Raw genomic sequence first — 21,181 nt, 5'->3', positions numbered from 1 at the left:
CCACCCGCGGCACCGAGCAGGTCGTCTTCAGCAGGTGGCGGAAGAAGGGGTGGATTCAAAGATCGCGACGTTGCTGACGATGTGCGACTGCATCGCGACACGCGCGATGTCGGCGTTGCCTGACCGGATCGCGGTGCGGATCACGTCGTGGTCCCGGTTGCGGTCGTGCAGGGAGTCCGAAAGCGGTCGCGGGCCGCCGCTGTTGTTGATGAAGAAGTCGGACAGGTCCCACATGCGCCCGCTGAGGTCGGCCATCACCCGAGAGTGCGACATCCGGTGGATGACCAGGTGGAACTTCCGGTTCAGGAACCGGTAGCCGTGCGACCTCTCCTCGGGATCCGCGAGCTCCTTCAGATCCTCGATCTCCTGCCATGCCGCGTCCATCTCGGCGAGCTGCGCGTCGGATCGCCGAGACGCCGCAGCCGCGGCGATCTCGCCCTCGAACCGGCCGAAGAGGTTGAAGAAGTCCTTGATCTCCTGCACCGAGTAGTGTGTGACCCGGCAGCCGCTCTGCGGGACGATCTCGACGATCCCGATGGCCTCGAGGCGCCGCATCGCGTCCATGACCGGTTGCTTGCTCACACCGAACTCGGCTTTGACCTCTTCGATCGAGATCCTTGAGCCGACCGGATAGTGGCCCGAGAGCAGGCGTTCGCGGAGTTCGTCGAGCACGACCTTGCCCAGGCGCTGCCCGGAGCGGGCGGTGAAGGCGGGTTCGGGCACGGCTGACTCCTCGGACGGGTGTGGGGGTCTCAGAGTCTAACCAGTGTCCTGAGTCCTTGATCCGTCGACAGTATCCGGCGAGAGATTCGAGGATCTGATCGGTGGTCTTGGTCCAGACGCAGGGGGTGTCGTTCCAGTCGGCGACCCAGGCCCGGATGGCGCGTTCGAGTGCCTGGACGGAACGGTGGACACCACGGCGAGGCCTCTTACGACCTGGGGAGCAATAGTGAGCGGCGTCGCGACGCCCGGCACGGCCGCTCGCGACGTTGGCGAAATGTCCTATTAGCTCCGCCTCTAGGGTCTTCTGGGGTCTTCCGGTCGACCACACCGGACAGCCGCTTCTTGCGCCACTCCCTACTGCTCCCCGGGTCGTTACTGGTCAGCTCGGAGAATCAGGGCTCGAGGAGGTTCAGCCAGGATGAGCCGGTCGGCTTGAAGTGCGGGTGGAAGCAAGGATGGGCCAACGGCCACTTCTTGATCGACTCGGTCTTGTGGGTGTTGTAGAAGCCCCTGTGTTTCGTCGAGCCGCGGTGATGGGTGCCAGGGTCGGCGGTGCCGGTAGGGCTCACGTGCGACGTAGCGCATGAGGCATCGGCTTTTTTTGCCGGAACATACCCTCGGTGGTACGTCGTTGCAGGCAGGCATGGGTGCGCTGGCCTCAGCGCAGGCGGCTTTGCGTGATGCGGTGGAGGGCGGCGTTGGCCTGCCCGTTTCCGCCGTGGTTCAGGCTCCGCCGCCGGGTCTTTCCAAGAGGGCTGCTCAACCGGGTTGGCACCGCGCAGAGCGGTGAGCGTGGTCGCTGGTCCTGCGCGACCACGCAGAACAGCGGGATGTCGGAAGCCGGATCGCTGTGGCCTTCCTGAAACGCGACACGGGTGTGGACGACCTGCACTCCGGCGGCGCGCTCTGCCGAGCAGGCTCTTGGCGGCATCGATTCCCCCGGCGCTCGACTTCGGCGTGAAGAAGGGGGCGAAAGCACCGTCGGCGCGCCGACGTGGACTTGTTCAGCTTCATGGATGGACCCCTTGATCGGGCGACACGCGACAGCAACTGACCTGCTAGTTGGCTGGCGACCATAGGTCAGGCGTGGTGATCGCCGCAAGGGTTTCAGTCGATTTTTCCGCGAAAATGTCGATTGGCGCTGCTGGGAGTCCGTCTGGTCAATTGATTGACCCAGGCTAACTGGCATGCTAGTTCTGGTGATGTCGTCACGATCTGCTGATCGATTGCCTGCTTCGCGCACTCACCGAGGTCCCCATGAATACTTCGCTCCCTGCTCCGCTCTTCGAGCCGTTCCCGTCCGACGGAAGTGGCTTCGACACGGATGTCGTCGTCGTCGGCGTCGGTCCGGCCGGCGGCGTCGCCGCCGCCGCACTCGCGACGTATGGCGTGCGCGTCCATGCAGTGACGGTGTTCCCGTGGGTCGCCAACGGTCCCCGGGCGCACATCACCAACCAGCGGGCCGTGGAGGTCCTCCGTGACCTCGGCATCGAGGACACCGCACGCAAGCAGGCGACGCCTTGGGACCAGATGGGGGACACCCTGTTCACGACCAGCCTGGCTGGGGAGGAGATCCTCCGTCTGCAGACCTGGGGTACGGGCGACCAGCGCCACGGCGACTACCTCACGGGCAGCCCGTGCCCCATGCTCGACCTCCCCCAGCCGTTGATGGAACCGATCCTCGTCAATGCCGCAGCCTCCCGGGGTGCAGTCGTCAGCTTCAACACCGAGTATCTGGACCACGTCCAGGACCCCGACGGCGTAACGGTTCGCTTCCGGGACGGGCGTACCGGCGAGGTCTTCACCCAGCGCGCGCGTTACCTTCTCGGGTTCGACGGTGCACGGTCTCGTATCGTCGACCAACTCGGGCTTCCGCTGGAGGGCGAGCTCGCCCGAGCCGGAACGGCCTACATCCGGTTCCGCGCGGACCTGTCGCGGTACACCGAGCACCGGCCGAGCATCCTCTACTGGATCTTCAACTCCAAGGCCAGTTTCGGTGAGATCGGAATGGGCGTGCTTCGGGCGATCCAACCGTGGGAGGAGTGGATCGCTGGCTGGGGCTTTGACATGGCCGCTGGGGAGCCGGACCTGTCCGATGACAAGGTCATCGCGCAGATCCGCACCCTCGTCGGTGATCCAGACCTACAGCCGGAGATCGTCACCAAGTCACTGTGGTACGTGAACCAGCAGCACGCCACCCGGTACTCCCGGGGCCGGGTGTTCTGCGGCGGCGACGCCGTGCACCGGCACCCGCCGAGCAGCGGACTCGGGTCGAACACCTCGGTGCAAGATGCCTTCAACCTCGCGTGGAAGATCGCATTCGCCGTCAAGGGGCATGCCGGTCCGGGACTGCTTGAGTCGTACTCCGACGAGCGGGTGCCCGTCGGGAAACAGATCGTCGCCAGGGCGAATCAGTCTCGCAAGGACTATGCCAACCTGCGCGAGTGGTTCGACCACGATGCCGAGGACCAGGTCACCGCGGGGCTTGCCAAGCTCAAGGAGCCGACTCCGGAGGGAGTCGCACTGCGGGAGCGGTTGTACGAGGCGCTGGAACTGAAGAACACCGAGTTCAACGCCCACGGCGTCGAACTGAACCAGCGCTATGAGTCCAGTGCGGTGATCCCCGACCTCGCTGTCGGCGAAGAAGACTGGTCGCGGCATCGCGAGCTCTACCTCCAGGCAACGACCCGTCCTGGCGCCAAGATCCCGCACGCCTGGCTGGTCGGTGGCGATGGGCGCCGGATCTCAACTCTCGATGTGACCGGAAAGGGGCAGATGACCCTCCTCACCGGCATAGCAGGTGCCGCCTGGAAGCACGCGGCCGAGAAGCTCGACCTGCCATTTCTGCGCACCGTGGTCGTCGGCGAGCCTGGCGCAATCGACCCTTACGGGTACTGGGAGCGGGTCCGCGAGATCCCTGAGGCAGGCGCCCTGCTGGTCCGCCCCGACGGCTACGTCGCCTGGCGGCACAACGCCGAGGTCTGGGACACCGGCGAGGCCCTTGCCCTGCTCGACAAGGCCCTCTGCAAGGTCCTCGATCGCCCGAACCGCCTCGTCGACGAGACCGAAGCCGCCGGCGGCTGGCACCAGTACAGCACCCGGTCGGTCGACATCACCGTCCCCATGCACACTCCCGACACGGCCGACGCCTGAGCCCGTATCGACTCTCACAAGGAGCACCCGTGACCTCTCGTCCCTACTCCAGCGTCTGGAGCGACTTGGCTCAGGTCGAGTTCTCCCAGGGCTATCTCCAGGCCGGTCCCTACCGGACCCGCTACCTGCACGCCGGTGACGATTCCAAGCCCGTTGTCCTGCTGCTGCACGGCATCACCGGCCATGCCGAGGCATACGTCCGCAACCTTGCCGCGCACGCCGAGCACTTCTCGGTCTGGGCGATCGACTTCATTGGCCACGGCTACTCCACCAAGCCCGAACACCCGCTGGAGATCCCGCACTACATCGACCAGGTCAACCACGTCCTGGACGCCCTCGGCGCCGAGAAGGCCCATTTCAGCGGCGAGTCCCTCGGTGGCTGGGTCACGGCCCGTTTCGCACAGCTGCACCCCGACCGGGTGGAGAAGATCGTGCTCAACACCATGGGCGGCACCATGGCCAACCCGGCCGTCATGGAGCGGCTCTACACGCTGTCGACGGAGGCCGCCAAGGACCCGTCCTGGGAGCGGGTCAAGGCCCGGCTGGAGTGGCTGATGGCCGACCCGACCATGGTCACCGACGACCTGATCCGCACCCGCCAGGCCATCTTCGAACAGCCCGGCTGGCTCAAGGCGTGCGAGATGAACATGGCGTTGCAGGACCTCGAGATCCGCAAGCGAAACATGATCAGCGACGATGACCTGCGCTCGATCAAGGCCGACGCCCTGGTCATCTGGACCACCAAGGACCCCTCGGGACCGGTCGACGAGGGCCGCCGGATCGCTTCCCTCATCCCCAACGGCAGGCTCGAGGTCATCGAGAACTGTGGCCACTGGCCCCAGTACGAGGACACCGAGACCTTCAACCGGATCCACCTGGAATTCCTCCTCGGTGGCTCCGGGGGAGAGGTGCGGTCATGACGCTCGCTCTCCTGGCCACCAGCCACAGCCCGCTCCTGGACTACGCCGACCTCCCCGCCGACGTCTCGCAAGAGCTCGAAGACGCCTTCGCCGAGGCCCGCCGGTTCGTCCACGAATTCGACCCCGACCTGGTGGTCAACCTCGGACCCGACCACTACAACGGGTTCTTCTACCGGCTGATGCCGGCCTTCTGCATCGGCTACGCCGCCCGGAGCATCGGCGACTACGGTACCCAGGCAGCCCGCCTCGACGTCCCCGAAGACCTTGCCAGGGGCCTCGCCGAAGCGGTGCTCGCCGACGGCATCGACCTCACCGTCTCTTTGGACATGGAGGTCGACCACGGCGCGGTCCAGCCGATGGAGATCCTCTACGGCGACGCCACAGCCAAGCCGTTCATCCCCATCTTCATCAACTCCGTCGCGCCGCCGTTCACGCCGCTGCGGCGGGTCCGGCTCCTTGGCGAAGCCGTTGGACGTCATCTGGCCACGCTGGACAAGAAGGTGCTGCTGATCTCCTCCGGCGGCCTGTCCCACGACCCACCCGTGCCACGGCTCGCGACCGCTACCCCCGAGCAGCGGAGCATGCTGCTCGGACAGACCGGCCCGCTCTCGCCGGAAGCCCGCGCCGCACGTCAGCAGCGCGTCATCGATGCCGCACGCGACTTCGCAGCCGGCACCGCCACCATTCAGGACCTTGCCCCCGAATGGGACCAAGAACTGCTGCGGATCGTAGCCTCCGGCGACCTGACCCCGATCGATGCCTGGACTCCGGAGGAGATGACCCGGATCGCCGGCAACTCATCCCACGAGGTCCGCACCTGGATCGCCGGGTACGCCGCGCTCGGCGCAGCCGGCCCCTACACGGTCCGGTACAGCTACTACCGGCCCATCCGCGAGCTCATCGCCGGCTTCGCGCTCACCACCGTCACCCTCGACTGACAGCTGCGGCTGACATCCACCTTGGAGACCCCATGACTTACACCAGCCAGCCTTCACCTGCGAGAACCTCTCCGCTGAGGGTCGCCTCGGCGAGCTTCATCGGCACCACTGTCGAGTACTACGACTTCTTCATCTACGGCACCGCGGCGGCGCTGGTCTTCCCGGCGCTGTTCTTCCCGGACTCCAGCCCGCTGGTGGGCACGCTGCTGTCGTTCGCGACCTTCGGTGTCGGGTTCCTGGCCCGCCCGGTCGGTGGTGTCGTATTCGGCCACTTCGGCGACCGCGTCGGCCGCAAGAAGATGCTCGTCATCTCGCTCGTCACGATGGGCTTGGCGACGGTCCTGATGGGCCTCATGCCCACCTACGCGCAGATCGGTGTGGCCGCCCCGATCTTGTTGACTCTGCTGCGGTTGGTGCAGGGCTTCGCCGTCGGCGGTGAATGGGGTGGGGCCACATTGATGGCCGTCGAGCACGCTCCGCAGGGCAAGCGTGGGTTCTACGGCGCCTTCCCCCAGATGGGGGCGCCCGCCGGTGTTGGCCTGGCCACCATCGCCTTCTTCCTGGCCACCAAGCTCAGCCCCCAACACTTCGAGAGCTGGGGCTGGCGACTGCCGTTCCTGTTCAGCGCGCTGCTGGTCGTCGTTGGCCTGGTCATCAGGCTCACCATCGCCGAGAGCCCCGAGTTCGAGGCCGTGCGTGACCGGGCCGAGCAGATCAAACTGCCGGTCGTCGAGGCGTGGCGGCGCCACCCTCGTGAGATCCTGCTCGTCGCCGGCACCTACCTCAGCCAGGGAGTGTTCGCCTACATCTGCATGTCCTACCTGGTGTCCTACGCCACCAAGGAGGTCGGCATCGCACAGCCCTCGGTCCTCATGGGCGTGTTCATCGCCGCCGTGATCGCGGTCGTGCTCTACGCCGTGTTCGGTGCCCTCGCCGACCGCTGGGGCCGCAAGACCGTCTACCTGCTCGGCGCCGTCCTGATGCTGGTCACGATCGCGCCCGCGTTCGCACTCATAAACACCGGCTCCCCGGTGGCCTTCGGCATCGCCTTGGTGATGGTGTTCGGCATCGCCATGGCACCCGCCGGAGGCGTCACCGGTTCACTGTTCAGCATGGTGTTCACCCCGGAGGTCCGCTACAGCGGCGCCTCGGTCGGCTACACCATCTCCCAGATCTGCGGGGCCGCGTTCGCCCCGACCATCGCCACCGTCCTGTACGCCGCCAACGGTACCAGCGGCCCTGTGGTCACCTACCTGCTGATCGTGGCCGCGATCTCGGTCGTCTCGGTACTCCTGTTGCCCGGCCGCCTCGGACGGCCCGAGCCACACGGAACCGTGCCCCGCGGCACCACAGCCACTGACGCGGCCCCGACCTCCACGACCGCATAGCCACCGACCGCACGCTCCCCGCATCTGGCCAGAGGCCACGGTGCTGCCGATGCACGGCGCCGCCCGGGGACGTATGTGGTGGCACAGCCGCACTGCTGTCACGCGCACCCCACAGGGCGATGCCGCACCCGGCCGGGCTGCCCGACGTGCGGACGGCCCGGCGAATCGGGCCTCACGGCTGCGGGGGTCGGCCGTCACGGACCTGGTGGATCAGCGGTCCGGTGGCGAGGGAGGAATTACGTGCGTACCGACCAGTATTTAAGGGGGAGTTGGCGCGCAATCGGCGGTGGCGCACCCTCACCTCCCTTCCGGGGCAGGGCTAAGACCTGCAGGGATGACGATCGCACTCCACGCCGAAGCACCGGAACCGTTCACGGGCACGATCTTCGGGAGCTCGGCGGTGGCGAAATGATGCCTGGCGGGATCCGGTCACGGACTCGTCCCGCCACCGCCCGGGCCCACGGCTCCCGAGGCGGTTCTCACGGCGGGCTCAGCGGGTTCGGCGTTCGGCGGGTTCGGGGTTCGACGGCTTGGCGGGCTCGGCCCTCGGGCCCGGTGACACCGCCCCCAGGTCATGCCTTCGACAGGGGGACACAGTCATGCCGGGCCCGGAGGCCAGCGGCCCTCCTGCAGGACCGCGATAAACATGACGGGGGGCACTTCCAGCCGGGCGAGGGTGCGAGGTCCGGAGAGGGCTCGCCGCGTACGATCCGGCCGACGGAACAGGCAGTGACACAGCGGAAGCTGGCCTTCAGGCCGGGACCCGTACCGCCCAGCTGCATCAGCAGTCAGAACACTCAGCCCTTACGGACCTTGATCTGTTCGGTGAGCGCGGGCACGACGTCGAACAGGTCGCCGACCACACCGTAGTCGGCCAGTTCGAAGATGGGCGCCTCGGCATCCTTGTTGATGGCCACGATGGTCCTCGAAGTCTGCATACCTGCCCGGTGCTGGATCGCGCCGGAGATGCCCGCGGCAATGTACAGCTGAGGCGAGACTGTCTTACCGGTCTGGCCGATCTGGTTGGTGTGTGGGTACCAGCCTGCGTCCACCGCCGCACGCGAGGCGCCGACGGCCGCACCGAGGGAGTCGGCGAGGGTCTCGATCAGCGCGAAGTCGTCCGCGCTGCCTACGCCTCGGCCGCCGGAAACCACGATGGCGGCTTCGGTCAACTCCGGGCGTTCCGTGGACTCGCGTGGTGTCCGCCCGGTGACCTTGGTACCGGTGGCCTTCTCGGAGAAGGCCACCGGTAGCGCCTCGACGGTGCCGGCCGCGGTGGTGGCCTCCACGGCAGCGCTGTTGGGCTTCACCGTGATAACCGGCACGCCTTTGCAGACGCGCGACTTGGTGCTGTAGGCGGCGGCGAACACCGACTGCGTGGCCACCGGGCCTTCGTCGCCGGCCTCCAGGTCGACGGCGTCGGTGATGAGGCCCGAGCCGATGCGCAGCGCCAGGCGGGCGGCGATCTCCTTGCCCTCGTCGGAGGACGGCACCAGCACGGCGGCCGGGGACACGGCCTCGACTGCGGCCTGGAGGGCGTCCACCTTCGGCACGACCAGGTACTCGGCGTACTCGGGGGCGTCGTGGGTGAGGACCTTCACCGCGCCGTGCTCGGCCAGCACTGTGGCGGTGTCGGCCGCGCCGTTGCCCAGGGCGACGGCGACCGGCTCGCCGATGCGGCGGGCCAGGGTCAGCAGCTCCAGGGTGGATTTGCGGACTGTGCCATCTACGTGGTCGACGTAGACGAGAACTTCAGCCATGAGACTTCTTCTCCTGCTTGCTACAGATGTGGGCGGTTGGCCAGCGGCTCAGATGAGCTTCTGGCCCGTGAGGAAATCGGCGATCTGCTTGCCGCCTTCGCCCTCGTCCTCGGTGACCGTGCCCGCGATCCGGGCTGGACGCTCGGTCGCCGTGTCGACCACGGTCCACGCGCCGCTGAGGCCGACCTCTTCCGCCTCGATGTCCAGGTCGGACAGATCCCAGGTTTGGACCGGCTTCTTCTTCGCCGCCATGATTCCCTTGAACGACGGGTACCGCGCCTCACCCGACTGGTCGGTCACCGAGACCACTGCGGGCAGTGAGGCCTCCAGCCGCTCAGTTGCCGCATCCCCGTCGCGGCGGCCCTTGACCTTGCCGTTCGCGACGGAGACTTCCGACAGCAGTGTCGCCTGTGGCACACCGAGGCGCTCTGCCAGCAACGCCGGAACCACGCCCGCCGCGCCGTCTGTCGACGCCATCCCGCACAGCACTACGTCATACCCGGCTTTCTCGAGCGCTCTCGCCAGCACCAGCGACGTTCCGATCGCGTCGGTGCCGTGCAATACGTCGTCCTCGACGTGGATCGCCTTGTCGACGCCCATGGACAGCGCCTTGCGCAGCGCGTCCTTGGCGGCCTCCGGGCCCACCGTTAGGACGGTGATCTCCACGTCGTCGTCGGAGTTCTCCGAGATCTGCAGCGCCTGCTCGACCGCGTACTCATCGAGCTCGGAGAGCAGGCCCTCCACATCGTCCCGGTCCACGGTCAGGTCATCGGCGAAGTGCCGGTCGCCAGTGGCGTCGGGCACGTACTTCACAGTGACTACGACTTTCATGCTCACGCGGTCTTCCCTGCTTGCTGGTTCATGGTGGTGGAGTGACGGAATTCAGGCGCGAGGGTTGAAGGGATCGGTGATGCGGTTGCCCATGTCGATCCACACTGTCTTGACCTCGGTGTACTCGTTGACGGCGTCGATCCCGTTCTCACGGCCGAGGCCGCTTTCCTGGAAACCGCCGAAGGGCGCGACATAGTTTGTCTTGCGGTAGTTGTTGACCCAGACAGTTCCGGCACGCAAGCGCCGTACCATGCGGTGGGCTCGGGCGACGTCCGTGGTCCAGACGCCGGCGGCCAGGCCGAAGGGGGTGTCGTTGGCGATCTGGACGGCGTGTTCCTCATCGCTGAACGGAATGAGCACGACGACCGGGCCGAAGACCTCTTCCCGGGCGATACGCATGTCGTTGGTGACGTCCCCGAAGATGGTCGGTTCGACGAAAAGGCCCTTCTCAAGGGCCGGACTCTCGGGACGCTTCCCACCGGCCAGCAGGGTGGCGCCCTCCTCCTGGGCGATCGCGATGTAGTTCAGGACTTTGGTGTGCTGGGCCTGGCATGCGACGGTGCCCATCTCGGTCTCAGGGTCGAGGGGGTCGCCGATCTTGATCTGCTTGGTGCGTTCCACGAGGGCCGCGGCGAACTTGTCGTAGATCTCCTGTTGCACCAGGACCCGTGAGCCTGCCATGCAGGTTTGCCCGGTCGCCGCGAAGACTCCTGCCAGGACGCCGTTGACGGCGTTGGACAGGTCCGCGTCGGAGAAAATGATGTTCGGTGACTTTCCGCCGAGTTCCAGGGAGACGCGGGCGAGTCGTTCCGCAGCGGTCACCGCGATGGTCTTGCCGACTGTGGTCGAGCCGGTGAAGGCGATCTTGTCCACTCCGGGGTGCCGGGCGAGGGCCGCCCCCGTGGTGCCCTCACCGGTCACGATGTTCACGACTCCGGCGGGGAAACCGGCCTCGGTGATCAGCTGGCCGAGAATGAGGGTGGAGACCGGGGTGATCTCGGACGGCTTGATGACCACGGTGTTGCCAGCGGCGAGCGCGGGACACAGCTTCCACAGGAGCAGAGCCAGCGGACTGTTCCACGGGGTGATGGCCGCGATGACGCCGATGGGCTCCCGCACCGTGAAGACGTGCATGTTGGGGACGCTGCTGGCGAGGGTCTGACCATGCATGGTCTCCGCTACGCCTGCGTAGAAGTAGCAGTGCCCGGCCAGAGCCCGTGTCTGGCCGGCGACTTCACGGAGGAGCTTGCCGTTCTCAAGGACCTGGACCCGAGCGAGGTCGTCGGCCCGTTCGGTGATCAGGTCGCCGAGACGGCGAAGCAGGAGGGCCCTCCGGGCGGGGGTTGTGGCGGGCCAGGGTCCGCTGTCGAAGGCGGCTCGCGCCGCGCGGACGGCGGCGTCCACGTCGCCTTCTCCCGCCAATGGGACATCGGCCCAGTGGTTACCGTCGAAGGGGTTAATGGAGTCGAAGCGCCGACTGCCGGCGGCGTCGCACCAATGGCCGCCGATCAGCATCTGATAGTGCTCGCGGCCGTCAGAGCTGGTGGCAGAGGGGCTCTGGGGCGTCGTCATGATGTGGCTCCGATCGATATGAGGGTGGGAGGGTCCGGTTCCGGTCAAGCCGGGCTGCCGCCCTGCGGTGTGGTGCCGACAGGGATGGCGCCGTCTGCCGGTTCGCGGCTGTCGTGGTGCGAAGCCGTCCGAGGCATGGCTCGTATGGTGAACAGCGAGATCACTCCCGCGATGACCGCCATGGTGCCCAGGGGCCACCATCGGGTGCCGTCCGGGCCGATAACGGCCTCGGCGATGAGTGGCGTGGGGGCGCTGAAGACGAGCCCGCCCAGGGCGTTGCTCAGCGAGGTGCCGCTGTACCGGACGCTGGAGTGGAAGAGCCCTGCGGTCATGCTGGAGATCACGGCGTACGTAGTGGCGTGTGCGCACACCATCATCAGAGTGACCGTCAGGGTGACCACCATGGTGTTGCCCGAGTTCACCAGCCAGAAGAAGGGGTAGGCCGCAATGACGGTGAAGGCGACTCCTGCGGTGAACACCCGGTGTGCGCCGAGCCGGTCGCTGAGATGGGCGAACAGGGGCAGGGCGAGCAGGTCGACGGTCGCGGCGAAACTGACGATCAGCAAGGCCGTGGTGCGCTGGAAGCCCAGGGCGTTGCTGGCGTACGAAAGGAAGAACACCGAGATGACGTAGAAGACGACGTTCACCGATGCCTGCAGGCCGATGCCGAGGAGCAGTTGTCTCCACGCTCGGGTGCACACGTCACGCAGGGGAAGGCGTGACGTCCTGCCGTCTTCCTTGAGCCGTTGGAAGTCGTCCGACTCCTCGACGCCGAGCCGGATGACCAGGCCGACCAGGACCAGCACGAAGCCCGCGAGGAAGGGGATGCGCCAGCCCCACGTCAGCAGGCTCGACTCGGGAAGGGCGGCGACGGCCGACATGACCGCCGTGGACAGCACCAGGCCCAAGGGGCTGCCGATCTGGGGTGCTGCGCCGTAGAGGCGGACACGTGAGGCGGGGGCGTGCTCGACCGACATCAGGACCGCGCCGCCCCATTCGCCTCCGACAGCGGCACCTTGCAGAAGACGCAGGACGATCAGCAGCACCGGTGCCCAGACCCCGATGGTGTCGTAGGTCGGAAGGCACCCGATCAGGCCCGTAGCTGCGCCCATGAGCGCCAGGGTGGTTACCAGTGTCGCCCGACGTCCGAGACGGTCGCCGAAGTGTCCGAAGACCGCGGCACCGATCGGGCGGGCCAGGAAGGCGACCCCGAGGGTGGCGAAGGAGGCCAGCCGGGCGGAGTGTTCGTCGACTGCGGGGAAGAACAGGTCACCGAAGACGAGGGCGGCCGCCGTGCCGTAGATGAAGAAGTCGAACCACTCGATGGTCGTGCCGACGAGGCTGGCCAGCGCGGCGCGGCGTGCGGTTGACGCCTGCGCAGCCGTGGGGCGGGTGCTCATCTTTCCGCTCCTTCGTGCTGGGCAAGTGCGTCCGGCTGGCCGGCTCGGCCGGCGGAGGTGCGGGCGGCGGCCTGTCGGCCGGCGATGCGGCCGAAGACCAGAGCGCGCAGGACGGAGGTGGCCCCGGGGTAGGCGTGGTGGTAGATGCCAGCAACTTCGCCGACGGCGTACAGGCCTGGGATGGGTGTGCCGTTTCTGGAGAGAACCCGGGCTTCGGCGTCGGTGCGCAGGCCTCCGAAGGTGAAGGTGATTGCGCAAGTCACCGGCCATGCGACATACGGAGGCTTGTCGAGGGGGCGAGCCCAGTTGGACTTGGGGGGTTCTACGCCCGTGGTGGTCACTCCGTCGAGCTGAGTGATGTCCAGGTCTCCGGGCACGGCAGCGGCGTTGTAGGCATCCACCGTCGCGCGCAGTGCGGCGGGATCGATGTCGAGGCGGGCCGCGAGCGCTTCGAGCGTAGGCGCGGTCTCTGGGGCTTTGTCGGTCAGCACCGCGCGGCCGATATCGTGCCGCATGAGCTTTTGGTCGGCGATGACGAAGGCGAACTGGTCGGCGTCACGCCAGATTCGGTAGGCCACGTCTTCGAACGTGTTGTCCGGGGTGTCGGCCCCTTCATCGAGGAAGCGCCGGCCTCGGTGGTCGACGAGGATGCCGTAGGGGTAGACCATGACGAGCGCCTCGGCGCTGCGGGTGCGGGGGTCGACCGGCTCTCCGTGGAAGCGGTCGAACTGTCCGTCGGTGTCCGCTCCGGCCTCAATCCCCATGACGATGCCCTCGCCCTGGTTGGCTCTGCCGCCCGGGGTGATGGTCGGCAGGTCAGGCGTGTCCTCACCGAGGTGTTCCCTCAGGAGCTGCCCGCTGCCCTCGAATCCACCGCAGGCGAGGACGACCGCGGAGGCCTGCCATGAGTGTTCCTGGCCGCTGGTGTCCGTCCCCACAACCCCGCAGACGCTCCCGTCCTCGCTCTGGCGGAGAGCAGTGGCGGTCACCTCGTACTCGATGGCGCCGCCGAGCTCGGCGACACGAGTACACAGCCTGTCAACGATGGCCCCGCCGCCTCCTGCGGGCATGAGACGCGGCCCCTTGGAGGTGAGGAAGTACGTGGGACCAGAGATCGTCTCGACGCCTTGAGCGTTCAGCCACTCCAGGGTCGATTTGGCGTTGGCGCTGAGCGTGCTGATGATCTCCTTGCCGGTCAGCCCGCGGCTCAGCTCGTGCATCCGCTCCTCGAAGTCGGGCGCGGGGGTGCCGTCCGGCTGAAGCCGGAAGAACGCGCCCGTCCAGGCCGTGTTGCCGCCACGGCGGTGCTCCGGCGCGCGTTCCAGTACGACTACGCGCGCGCCCGGCGCGGATTCGAGGAACTGCACGGCGGTGGCCAGACCACCGGCGCCACAACCAACAACCACAAGATCAACTTGGATTTCGTCCATGTCCCTGCCCTTGCATGATGCATGTCTCGCGACTGCGACCGCAGAGCGGTATGACGAAACCATTTCTTCGTCGTGGCTCTGCGGTGCACATCGAAACACGACCATCTGGCTCACACAACCCATCAAGCGGTTTATTTAGACCGCACAACGGTTTACGATGCTGCTGTGAGTACACACGACAAGACCTCGACGTCGGCACGGACCGACGGGGTGCGCAGCGTCACCCGCGCGGCCGAGTTGCTACAGCTCTTCGACGCCCACCACCCCACCCGCACCTTGCGTGAGCTGACGGAACTGACCGGGCTGCCCAAGACCACGGTCGTCCGGCTGTTGACGACGCTGACGTCACTCGGCCTCGTCGCCTCCACGGGCGAGACGGTCTACAGCCCGGGTGCCGGCTTCCTGCGCTGGGTCAGGCTCTCGCAGAGCCTGTGGGAGGTGAACGCCGAGACACGCGCCGTGATGCGCGATCTGGTGGACGAGTGCGGCGAAACAGCCAACCTCTACGTCCGTCAGGACACCCACCGTGTCTGTATCGCGCAGGAGGAGGGCACGGCGACCGTGCGCAGTGTCGTGGAAGTGGGAGTAGCCATGCCGCTCACAGCAGGTGCAGCTTCCAAAGTGCTCCTCGGCGGCGTTCCCGCCAGTGTGTTCGACGACCTCGCAGCAAAGGAGGCCCAAGTGGACATAGAGGCTCTCAAAGGGCAGGTGGCTGCCGTCAGCGAGACCGGCTACGCGGTGACACACGGAGAACGCGAGTTCGGAGCGTCATCCGTCGCCGCGCCTGTCCGCTCCAAGGACGGCCGGATCATCGCGGCCCTCTCAGCCAGTGGCCCCACGTCCCGGTTCACGGCCGAACGGGTCGGCGACTATCTGCCAGCCGTCACCCGCGCCGCCGCACAGATCACCAACAGCGGACTGGGAACCGTGGAGGCATTCCTGTGAGTCCAGCACTTCTCGAGGGCGTGCGCGTCCTCGACATGACCAACGTTCTGTCCGGCCCCTTCGCCGGCTACCAGCTCGCCCTCATGGGCGCCGACGTGCTCAAACTCGAAGTACCCGGCGCGGGCGACCTGGCCCGGCAGCTCGGCGCAGACCCCGAGCTGAGCGACCAGAACCTGGGAGTGTCGTTTCTCGCCCAGAACGCCGGCAAACGCTCCGTGACGCTCAACCTCAAGCACGAGCAGGGCCGCGAAGTCTTCGCCCGGTTGGTCGCCGAGGTGGACGTACTGCTGGAGAACTTCCGGCCCGGCGTCCTCGAACGACTGGGTTTCGGCTGGGACCGGCTGCACGAGATCAACCCGCGTCTGGTCTACTGCGCTCTGTCCGGATTCGGCGCCGACGGCCCGATGAAGCAACGGCCCGCCTACGACCAGGTCATCCAGGGGCTGTCGGGCGCCATGAGCGTCACCGGCACCCCGGACACGGCACCGCTTCGCGTCGGCTACCCCATGTGCGACAGCATCGGCGGAACGGTGGCGGCCTTCGCCGTGGCATCCGCGCTGCTGCGGCAGCACCGCACGGGTCAGGGCGCCTACCTCGACGTCTCGATGCTGGACGCCACCCTGGCCTCCATGGGATGGGTCGTCTCCGACTACCTGATCGCGGGCCGCGAGCCGACGCCCATGGGCAATGAGAATCGGACCTCCGCCCCCTCGGGCACTTTCGAGACAGCTGACGGCCAGCTCAACATCGCCGCCAACAAGCAGGAGCAGTTCGAGGCCCTGTGCGCCGCGCTGGATCGGCAGGAACTCACCACCGATCCGCGGTTCGTCAGCAGGGAGGCCCGCAAGAACAACCGCGACACCCTGCGCAAGGAGCTGGAGAAGACACTGCGGACCAGGCCCGCCGAGCACTGGGACCAGGTGCTGGTCCTGGCCGGCGTTCCCGCGGCACCGGTGCTGACCGTCCCGCAGGCGCTCCACTCGCCTCAAGTTGTCCACCGGCGGCTCACGCACCGTGTGGCCACACCGGCGCTGGAAGGCCGCGAACTCACTCTGCTGGGCAGCGCGGCTCATGTGGACGGCGAGAGCGTGGCTCCCTCCGGGCCGCCGCCCCGACTCGGCGAGCACACCGACGAGGTACTGGAAGCCCTCGGCTACACCCCGGACGATATTGCCCGGCTGCGGGAGAACGGAGCCATATGAGCACCCAGGACATGACCATCGACCAGGTCACCCAGTGGTGGAGCACAGCGATCTCCGACATCAGTCCCGGAGTCATCCGGCTGCGCGGGTATCCGATCCAGCAGCTCATCCAGCACGTCTCGTTCACCGACACGATCTGGCTCATGCTGCGCGGCGAGCTGCCCGACCCCCGTCAGTCGGCTCTGCTGGAGAGGGCCCTGGTTGCCGCGGTGGACCACGGTCCGCAAGCGCCGTCGATCGCGGCCGCGCGCATGGCGGCAACCTGCGGAGTGGGCCTCAACAGCGCCGTGGCGACCGGAGTGGGTCTCCTCGGAGATGTGCACGGAGGCGCCGGCCAGCAGTGCATGCAGGTCCTCACCGACATCCGTGACCGCCTCGAGCGCTCCGCGGCCCCGCTCGCCGACGCCGTCGCCGAGGCACTCGCCGAGATCCGTGCCGCGGGCCGATACGTACCCGGCTTCGGACACCGTTTCCACCCCCGCGACCCGCGTCGGGACCCACTCATGGATGCGCTCACCGACGCCGTGAAGAACGGCATCGTGGACGCAACGTTCCAGGACATCGGGCTGGAGATAGAACGGCAGCTGGCAACCGGACGTCCCCGCCCCGTCCCCATGAACATCGACGGCGCGACAGCCATCATCTACAGCTCGCTGGGCTTCGCTCCGGAGCTCGGCCGCGGTCTGTTCGTTCTCTCCCGCTCCATCGGCATCCTGGCGCATGCCTGGGAGGAGAAAGAGGGCGGGCGGCGCATCAAGGGGCCCATCCCCCCGCCGCTCCTCGCCGCCTACCACGGTGCAGCCATGCGGGACGTGACTACGGGCCGATGACTCACACACCTCCCGGAGACCGACCGTCGATGTCACACGCCTTCCCCAACCGCCGTGTTCCCATCCCGGGGTTCGACCGGATCGACCACGTGAGCCTGCCGGCGGCCGAGGCAGCCGGCGCTGGGCCCATCTCCCGTCTGCCCTACTCCCTGAGAATTCTGGTCGAGCATGTGCTGCGGCAGACTGCGGACAGCCGTGACGCCGCCGCGTCCGTCGCCGCAATCACCCGGAGGGGCCCGGACTCGGACACCGTGCCGTTCCTTCCCCGGCGCATCCTGATGCAGGACGCCTCCGGACTGCCCGTTCTCGCCGACCTGCTGGCTCTTCAGGCGGCTGTCCGGGAGCGCGGCGGGAATCCGCAGCGTGTCCGGCCCCGGCTTCCGATGGACCTCGTGGTGGATCACGCCGTCGAGGTGGACCACTGGGGCACCCCCCGGGCCGCCGAACAGAACCTGGCCCTGGAGATGGAGCGCCACAAAGACCGGTACCGGTTCTTGCGGTGGGCACAGACACGGCTGACGGGCCTGCGGATCATCCCTCCAGGAGCCGGCATCTGCCATCAGCTGAACCTGGAGAAGCTCGCCGAAGTCGTCTCGGTCACCAGCGACGACCATGGCCGCCCTCTGGCCGGTTTCGATTCTGTACTGGGCACCGACAGCCACACCACCATGATCAATGCGCTGTCGGTGTTCGGCTGGGGAGTCGGAGGCATCGAAGCGACCGGCGCCGCCCTGGGCGAGCCCAACGCCCTGAAGGTGCCTGATGTCATCGGGCTGCGTCTGACTGGCAGCCTGCAACCAGGGGTGCTGGCCACGGACCTGGCGCTGTCCCTCACGGCCATGCTGCGGGAACACGGGGTGGTGCAGAAGATCGTCGAATTCTGCGGTCCCGGACTGCACCGGCTGTCCGTCCCGGACCGCGCCACCATATCCAACATGGCCCCCGAATACGGCGCGACCATGGCCTTTTTCCCGGCGGACGAAGCAACGCTGGCCTACTTGCGTGCCACCGGCCGTGCTGATGAACATGTCGCCCTTGTCAGGGCATACCTTGAAGCACAAGGTATGCTCCGCAGCTCCCACACGCCTGAACCCGACTTCAACGATGTCATCGAGTTCGACCTCTCCACGGTACGCGCGACTGTCGCCGGACCGCATCGCCCGAACCAAAAGCTGACGCTCAGCCAAGTCCCTTCGTACTTCACCGCATTGACCGGCCAACGAGACGGCCGTGCTCTCGCGAACGGCGATGTCGTGATCGCCTCCATCACGAGCTGCACCAACACCTCCAATCCACGCGCGCTCGTCGCCGCCGGCCTTCTGGCCCGCAATGCGATCCGCAAAGGGCTGTCGGCCGCCCCCTTGGTCAAGACCTCTTTCGCCCCCGGTTCGCGGTCAGCGGGTGAGCTGCTCACGGCCACCGGTCTTCAGCGCTCCTTGGACCAGCTCGGATTCCACGTTGTAGGCCACGGCTGCACCACCTGTATGGGCAACTCCGGTCCCCTCGACCCGGCCGTCGAACAGGCCGTACGAGAACAAGAGCTGGAGGTCGCAGCTGTCATCTCCGGAAACCGGAACTTCGAGGGCAGAATCCACCCCTCAGTAAAGCTGGGCTATCTCGCATCACCTCCTCTCGTCGTGGCTTTCGCTCTCGCCGGCACCGTCGCAGTCAACCTGGAGACGGCAGCGATCGGCCAGGACCCTGACGGCCAGGACGTGCACCTGTCCGATCTATGGCCAAGCGACGCAGAGATAGACGAGGTCATCGCCACGGGCTCGGCAAACCGAAGCGGGCACCGCCTCCCGGGAGAGCCTCGACACATCGAACTGTCCCTGTGGGACAGCATCGACCACCCCACCTCCGAGGATTACGACTGGGATTCCGAGGAAGGGTTCATCCGCAAGCCACCGTTCTTCGACGACTCCCTCGCTCGGCCCCTTGTCACCGGCGACATCCGTGGCGCGCGTCCTCTTTTGGTACTCGGCGATGCCGTGACCACCGACCACATCTCTCCCGTCTCCCGGATAACCGCTGGATCCGCAGCGGGCAACTGGCTCGGCGAACGAGGCGTGCCCGCACACCGATTCGCCAGCTTCAGCGCGCGGCGCCTCAACCACGATGTGATGGTGCGCGGCGCCTTCGCCAATCCTCGCCTGCACAACCTCCTATTGGATACGGAAGGCGGCAGAACCCGGCTGTTCCCGGAAGGAACAGTACTTCCGGTGTCCGCAGCAGCCGCGCTCTACGCCGAGCGACGAGAGCCTGCGGTCGTTGTAGCCGGGTACGGCTATGGTGCGGGATCCGCACGTGACTGGGCTGCCAAGGCCACTCGCCTGCTGGGAGTGCACGCCGTCATAGCTCGAAGTTTCGAACGCATCCACCGGACGAACCTCGCCGCCATGGGTATTCTCCCCCTCCAGCTTCCCCCTGACGCGGTGCTCGACATAAGCGGCGAGGAGACGTTCGACCTGATCGGGGCGGAGAACGCTCTGCAGCCAGGCGGTCGCGCCAACCTCCGCGTCTTCAAGGACGGCCGGCTCCTTATCGAGGTCACCCTTCTCAGTAGTGTGATGACCCAGGATGAGACCGTATGGCTGAGTCATGGCGGCCTACTCCCCAAGATCCTGGCGGAAGCCGCGGATACACTCGCCTGACGGTTTTGCGCGGCCGGGCAGGCGCCCGGCCGCGCGGCAAGCAGTCAACGGGCTGCTGGAACGCGCGCTCACCGATTCGAACAAGGCAGGCCTGGCGACCTCGGGCCTTGACCCCGGATCCTGGGCAGGGCTTATGCGCCTGCTGTCAGCGTAGTTGATGTTGTTCCGGACGCTGCCTCGTAGGCGATCGGGCTGCGGTGCCCGAGGCCGGAGTGATGGCGTCGGGTGTTGTAGCGGTGCAGCCTGCGGAACGCGTCGAGGCGGGCCTCGCGCTCGCTGGACCAGCTCTTGCGGCCTTGCGGCGTCTCGCGTTTGAACGTCGCGTTGAAGGACTCGGCGAGCGCGTTGTCCGCGCTGGAGCCGATCGTGCTCATGGACTGGCGGACGCCGGCTCTGAGGCAGGCGTCGGCGAACGCCCGGCTCGTTTACTGGGCGCCGTGGTCGGTGTGTATGACCGCCCGGCGAGGCTGACCCGGCATCGCTCGGCGGTGGCCAGCGCGTCGGTGACAAGCTCGGTGCGCAGGTGATCCGCGATCGCCCACCCGGCCAGGCGGCGCGAGGCGAGGTCGATGACGGTGGCCAGGTAGAGGAACTTCCCGCTCTCCAACGGGAGATAAGTGTTGTCGCCGACGTACTTCGTGTTCGGTTCGCTCGCGGTGAAGTCGCGGCCGATCAGGTCGGGGGCTTTCTCCGCGGCCGGGTCCATACTGACTTTGGCTCGTCGGGGTGAACCGCCCCGATTCGAATGGAGACTCGATTTCATGAAAGGATCGAGTCATGGCACGACCTTCCCGTTACCCGCTTGAGCTCCGCCGTCGTGCGGTGCGCATGGTTGCCGAGGTGCGCGGCGACTACCCGAACGAGACGGCCGCTCTGCAGGCGGTCACCGACAAGCTCGGCATCGGTTCCCGCGAGACGCTGCGGAACTGGCTGAAGCAGCACGAGATCGATGCGGGGACGCGGCCGGGGACGACGACGGAGGAATCGGCCCAGTTCAAGGCGATGAAGAAGGAGATCGCCGAGCTGAAGCGGGCGAACGAGATCCTCAAGGCGGCGGCGAGTTTCTTCGCGGCCGAGCTCGACCGGCCACACACGCGCTCGTAACCTTCATCGACGAGCACCGGGACCGCTTCGGCGGGGTCGAGCCGATCTGCAGGACACTCACCGAGCACGACTGCAAGATCGCCCCTTCCACCTACTACGCCCAAAAGAAACGACTGGCCGTCCCGTCCGCCCGTACCGTGCGGGACACGGAACTCAAGGAGCTGGTCCGCCAGGTCCACACCGACAACTACCGTGTCTACGGGGCGAGGAAGATCTGGCGGGAGCTGAACCGGCACGGTCACACGGTGGCCCGCTGCACCGTCGAACGTCTGATGCGCGAGCTGGGCATCGCCGGCGCCGTCCGCGGCAAGAAGGTGGTCACCACGATTCC

General features: G+C 67.1%; 17 protein-coding genes and 2 pseudogenes. 10 read left to right on the top strand and 9 right to left on the bottom strand.

What is annotated here, in order from left to right:
* Nucleotides 1-27: 27 nt before the first annotated feature.
* The 3 genes and pseudogenes from ACIHCL_RS09605 to ACIHCL_RS09595 all read right to left on the bottom strand — a co-directional run bounded on the left by ACIHCL_RS09605 (nt 28) and on the right by ACIHCL_RS09595 (nt 1,292).
* A complete protein-coding gene (locus tag ACIHCL_RS09605) occupies nt 28-723 on the bottom strand; it encodes a GntR family transcriptional regulator (protein WP_399859044.1) in 696 nt (231 codons plus the stop codon).
* A gap of 43 nt (nt 724-766) precedes the next feature.
* Nucleotides 767-934 (bottom strand): annotated as a pseudogene (locus ACIHCL_RS09600) (IS630 family transposase); the annotation flags it as partial.
* 181 nt (nt 935-1,115) lie between these two features.
* Nucleotides 1,116-1,292, bottom strand: coding sequence for a hypothetical protein (locus ACIHCL_RS09595; RefSeq protein WP_399859041.1), 177 nt, complete (start codon nt 1,290-1,292; stop codon nt 1,116-1,118).
* A 688-nt stretch (nt 1,293-1,980) separates the two neighbouring features.
* Here ACIHCL_RS09595 and ACIHCL_RS09590 point away from each other — a divergent pair.
* From ACIHCL_RS09590 to ACIHCL_RS09575, 4 genes are read left to right on the top strand one after another with little or no spacing between them, the layout of a single operon-like run.
* Complete coding sequence (locus ACIHCL_RS09590; protein ID WP_399859038.1) at nt 1,981-3,876, top strand: FAD-dependent monooxygenase; 1,896 nt, start codon at nt 1,981-1,983, stop codon at nt 3,874-3,876.
* 29 nt (nt 3,877-3,905) lie between these two features.
* Nucleotides 3,906-4,796 (top strand): alpha/beta fold hydrolase, encoded by an 891-nt coding sequence (locus ACIHCL_RS09585; RefSeq protein WP_399859037.1) that lies wholly within the window; start codon nt 3,906-3,908, stop codon nt 4,794-4,796.
* On the top strand, nt 4,793-5,734 hold the full coding sequence (locus ACIHCL_RS09580) for a 3-carboxyethylcatechol 2,3-dioxygenase (RefSeq protein ID WP_399859035.1): 942 nt from the start codon (nt 4,793-4,795) through the stop codon (nt 5,732-5,734). Before ACIHCL_RS09585 ends, ACIHCL_RS09580 begins: the two co-directional genes overlap by 4 nt.
* 32 nt (nt 5,735-5,766) lie before the next feature.
* The gene (locus ACIHCL_RS09575) at nt 5,767-7,122 is read left to right on the top strand and encodes an MFS transporter (RefSeq protein ID WP_399859033.1); all 1,356 of its coding nucleotides are present in this window, start codon (nt 5,767-5,769) and stop codon (nt 7,120-7,122) included.
* 797 nt (nt 7,123-7,919) lie between these two features.
* Here the strand turns inward: ACIHCL_RS09575 and ACIHCL_RS09570 are convergent.
* The 5 genes from ACIHCL_RS09570 to ACIHCL_RS09550 are packed head-to-tail and all read right to left on the bottom strand — an operon-like array spanning nt 7,920 to nt 14,115.
* A complete protein-coding gene (locus tag ACIHCL_RS09570; RefSeq protein ID WP_399859031.1) occupies nt 7,920-8,882 on the bottom strand; it encodes an electron transfer flavoprotein subunit alpha/FixB family protein in 963 nt (320 codons plus the stop codon).
* Between the two features lie 48 nt (nt 8,883-8,930).
* A complete protein-coding gene (locus ACIHCL_RS09565) occupies nt 8,931-9,719 on the bottom strand; it encodes an electron transfer flavoprotein subunit beta/FixA family protein (protein ID WP_399859028.1) in 789 nt (262 codons plus the stop codon).
* Nucleotides 9,720-9,764: 45 nt separating this feature from the next.
* Nucleotides 9,765-11,285 carry an aldehyde dehydrogenase gene (locus tag ACIHCL_RS09560; RefSeq protein WP_399859026.1) on the bottom strand — a complete coding sequence of 507 codons (1,521 nt, stop codon included), beginning with the start codon at nt 11,283-11,285 and terminating at the stop codon, nt 9,765-9,767.
* Between the two features lie 44 nt (nt 11,286-11,329).
* Nucleotides 11,330-12,685, bottom strand: a complete 1,356-nt coding sequence (locus ACIHCL_RS09555) for an MFS transporter (RefSeq protein ID WP_399859023.1) — start codon at nt 12,683-12,685, stop codon at nt 11,330-11,332.
* Complete coding sequence (locus tag ACIHCL_RS09550; RefSeq protein WP_399859020.1) at nt 12,682-14,115, bottom strand: FAD-binding protein; 1,434 nt, start codon at nt 14,113-14,115, stop codon at nt 12,682-12,684. Before ACIHCL_RS09550 ends, ACIHCL_RS09555 begins: the two co-directional genes overlap by 4 nt.
* Before the next feature lie 165 nt (nt 14,116-14,280).
* Between ACIHCL_RS09550 and ACIHCL_RS09545 the strand changes: the two genes are divergently transcribed.
* The 4 genes from ACIHCL_RS09545 to acnA are packed head-to-tail and all read left to right on the top strand — an operon-like array spanning nt 14,281 to nt 19,746.
* Entirely contained in the window at nt 14,281-15,060 is a 780-nt protein-coding gene (locus tag ACIHCL_RS09545; protein WP_399859018.1) for an IclR family transcriptional regulator, read from the top strand.
* Entirely contained in the window at nt 15,057-16,262 is a 1,206-nt protein-coding gene (locus tag ACIHCL_RS09540; RefSeq protein WP_399859015.1) for a CaiB/BaiF CoA transferase family protein, read from the top strand. Before ACIHCL_RS09545 ends, ACIHCL_RS09540 begins: the two co-directional genes overlap by 4 nt.
* Nucleotides 16,259-17,092, top strand: a complete 834-nt coding sequence (locus tag ACIHCL_RS09535; RefSeq protein WP_399859014.1) for a citryl-CoA lyase — start codon at nt 16,259-16,261, stop codon at nt 17,090-17,092. Before ACIHCL_RS09540 ends, ACIHCL_RS09535 begins: the two co-directional genes overlap by 4 nt.
* A 29-nt stretch (nt 17,093-17,121) precedes the next feature.
* Nucleotides 17,122-19,746: an aconitate hydratase AcnA gene (gene acnA, locus ACIHCL_RS09530; RefSeq protein ID WP_399859011.1), complete on the top strand. Its 2,625-nt coding sequence runs from the start codon at nt 17,122-17,124 to the stop codon at nt 19,744-19,746.
* A gap of 131 nt (nt 19,747-19,877) precedes the next feature.
* Here the strand turns inward: acnA and ACIHCL_RS09525 are convergent.
* Nucleotides 19,878-20,449 (bottom strand): annotated as a pseudogene (locus tag ACIHCL_RS09525) (IS3 family transposase); the annotation flags it as partial.
* A 74-nt stretch (nt 20,450-20,523) separates the two neighbouring features.
* Here ACIHCL_RS09525 and ACIHCL_RS09520 point away from each other — a divergent pair.
* Together ACIHCL_RS09520 and ACIHCL_RS09515 are read left to right on the top strand one after the other, a co-directional pair.
* On the top strand, nt 20,524-20,850 hold the full coding sequence (locus tag ACIHCL_RS09520) for a transposase (protein WP_399859008.1): 327 nt from the start codon (nt 20,524-20,526) through the stop codon (nt 20,848-20,850).
* Nucleotides 20,851-20,987: 137 nt separating this feature from the next.
* Nucleotides 20,988-21,181 (top strand): IS3 family transposase (locus ACIHCL_RS09515; RefSeq protein ID WP_399859005.1); only part of this gene is annotated, 194 nt, incomplete at its 3' end.

The organism is Streptomyces sp. NPDC052042 (genome assembly GCF_044548345.1).
GTDB lineage: Bacteria > Actinomycetota > Actinomycetes > Streptomycetales > Streptomycetaceae > Streptomyces.
Note: the sequence above shows the minus strand (reverse complement) of the source record. Positions and strands in the feature narration are given on the sequence as shown.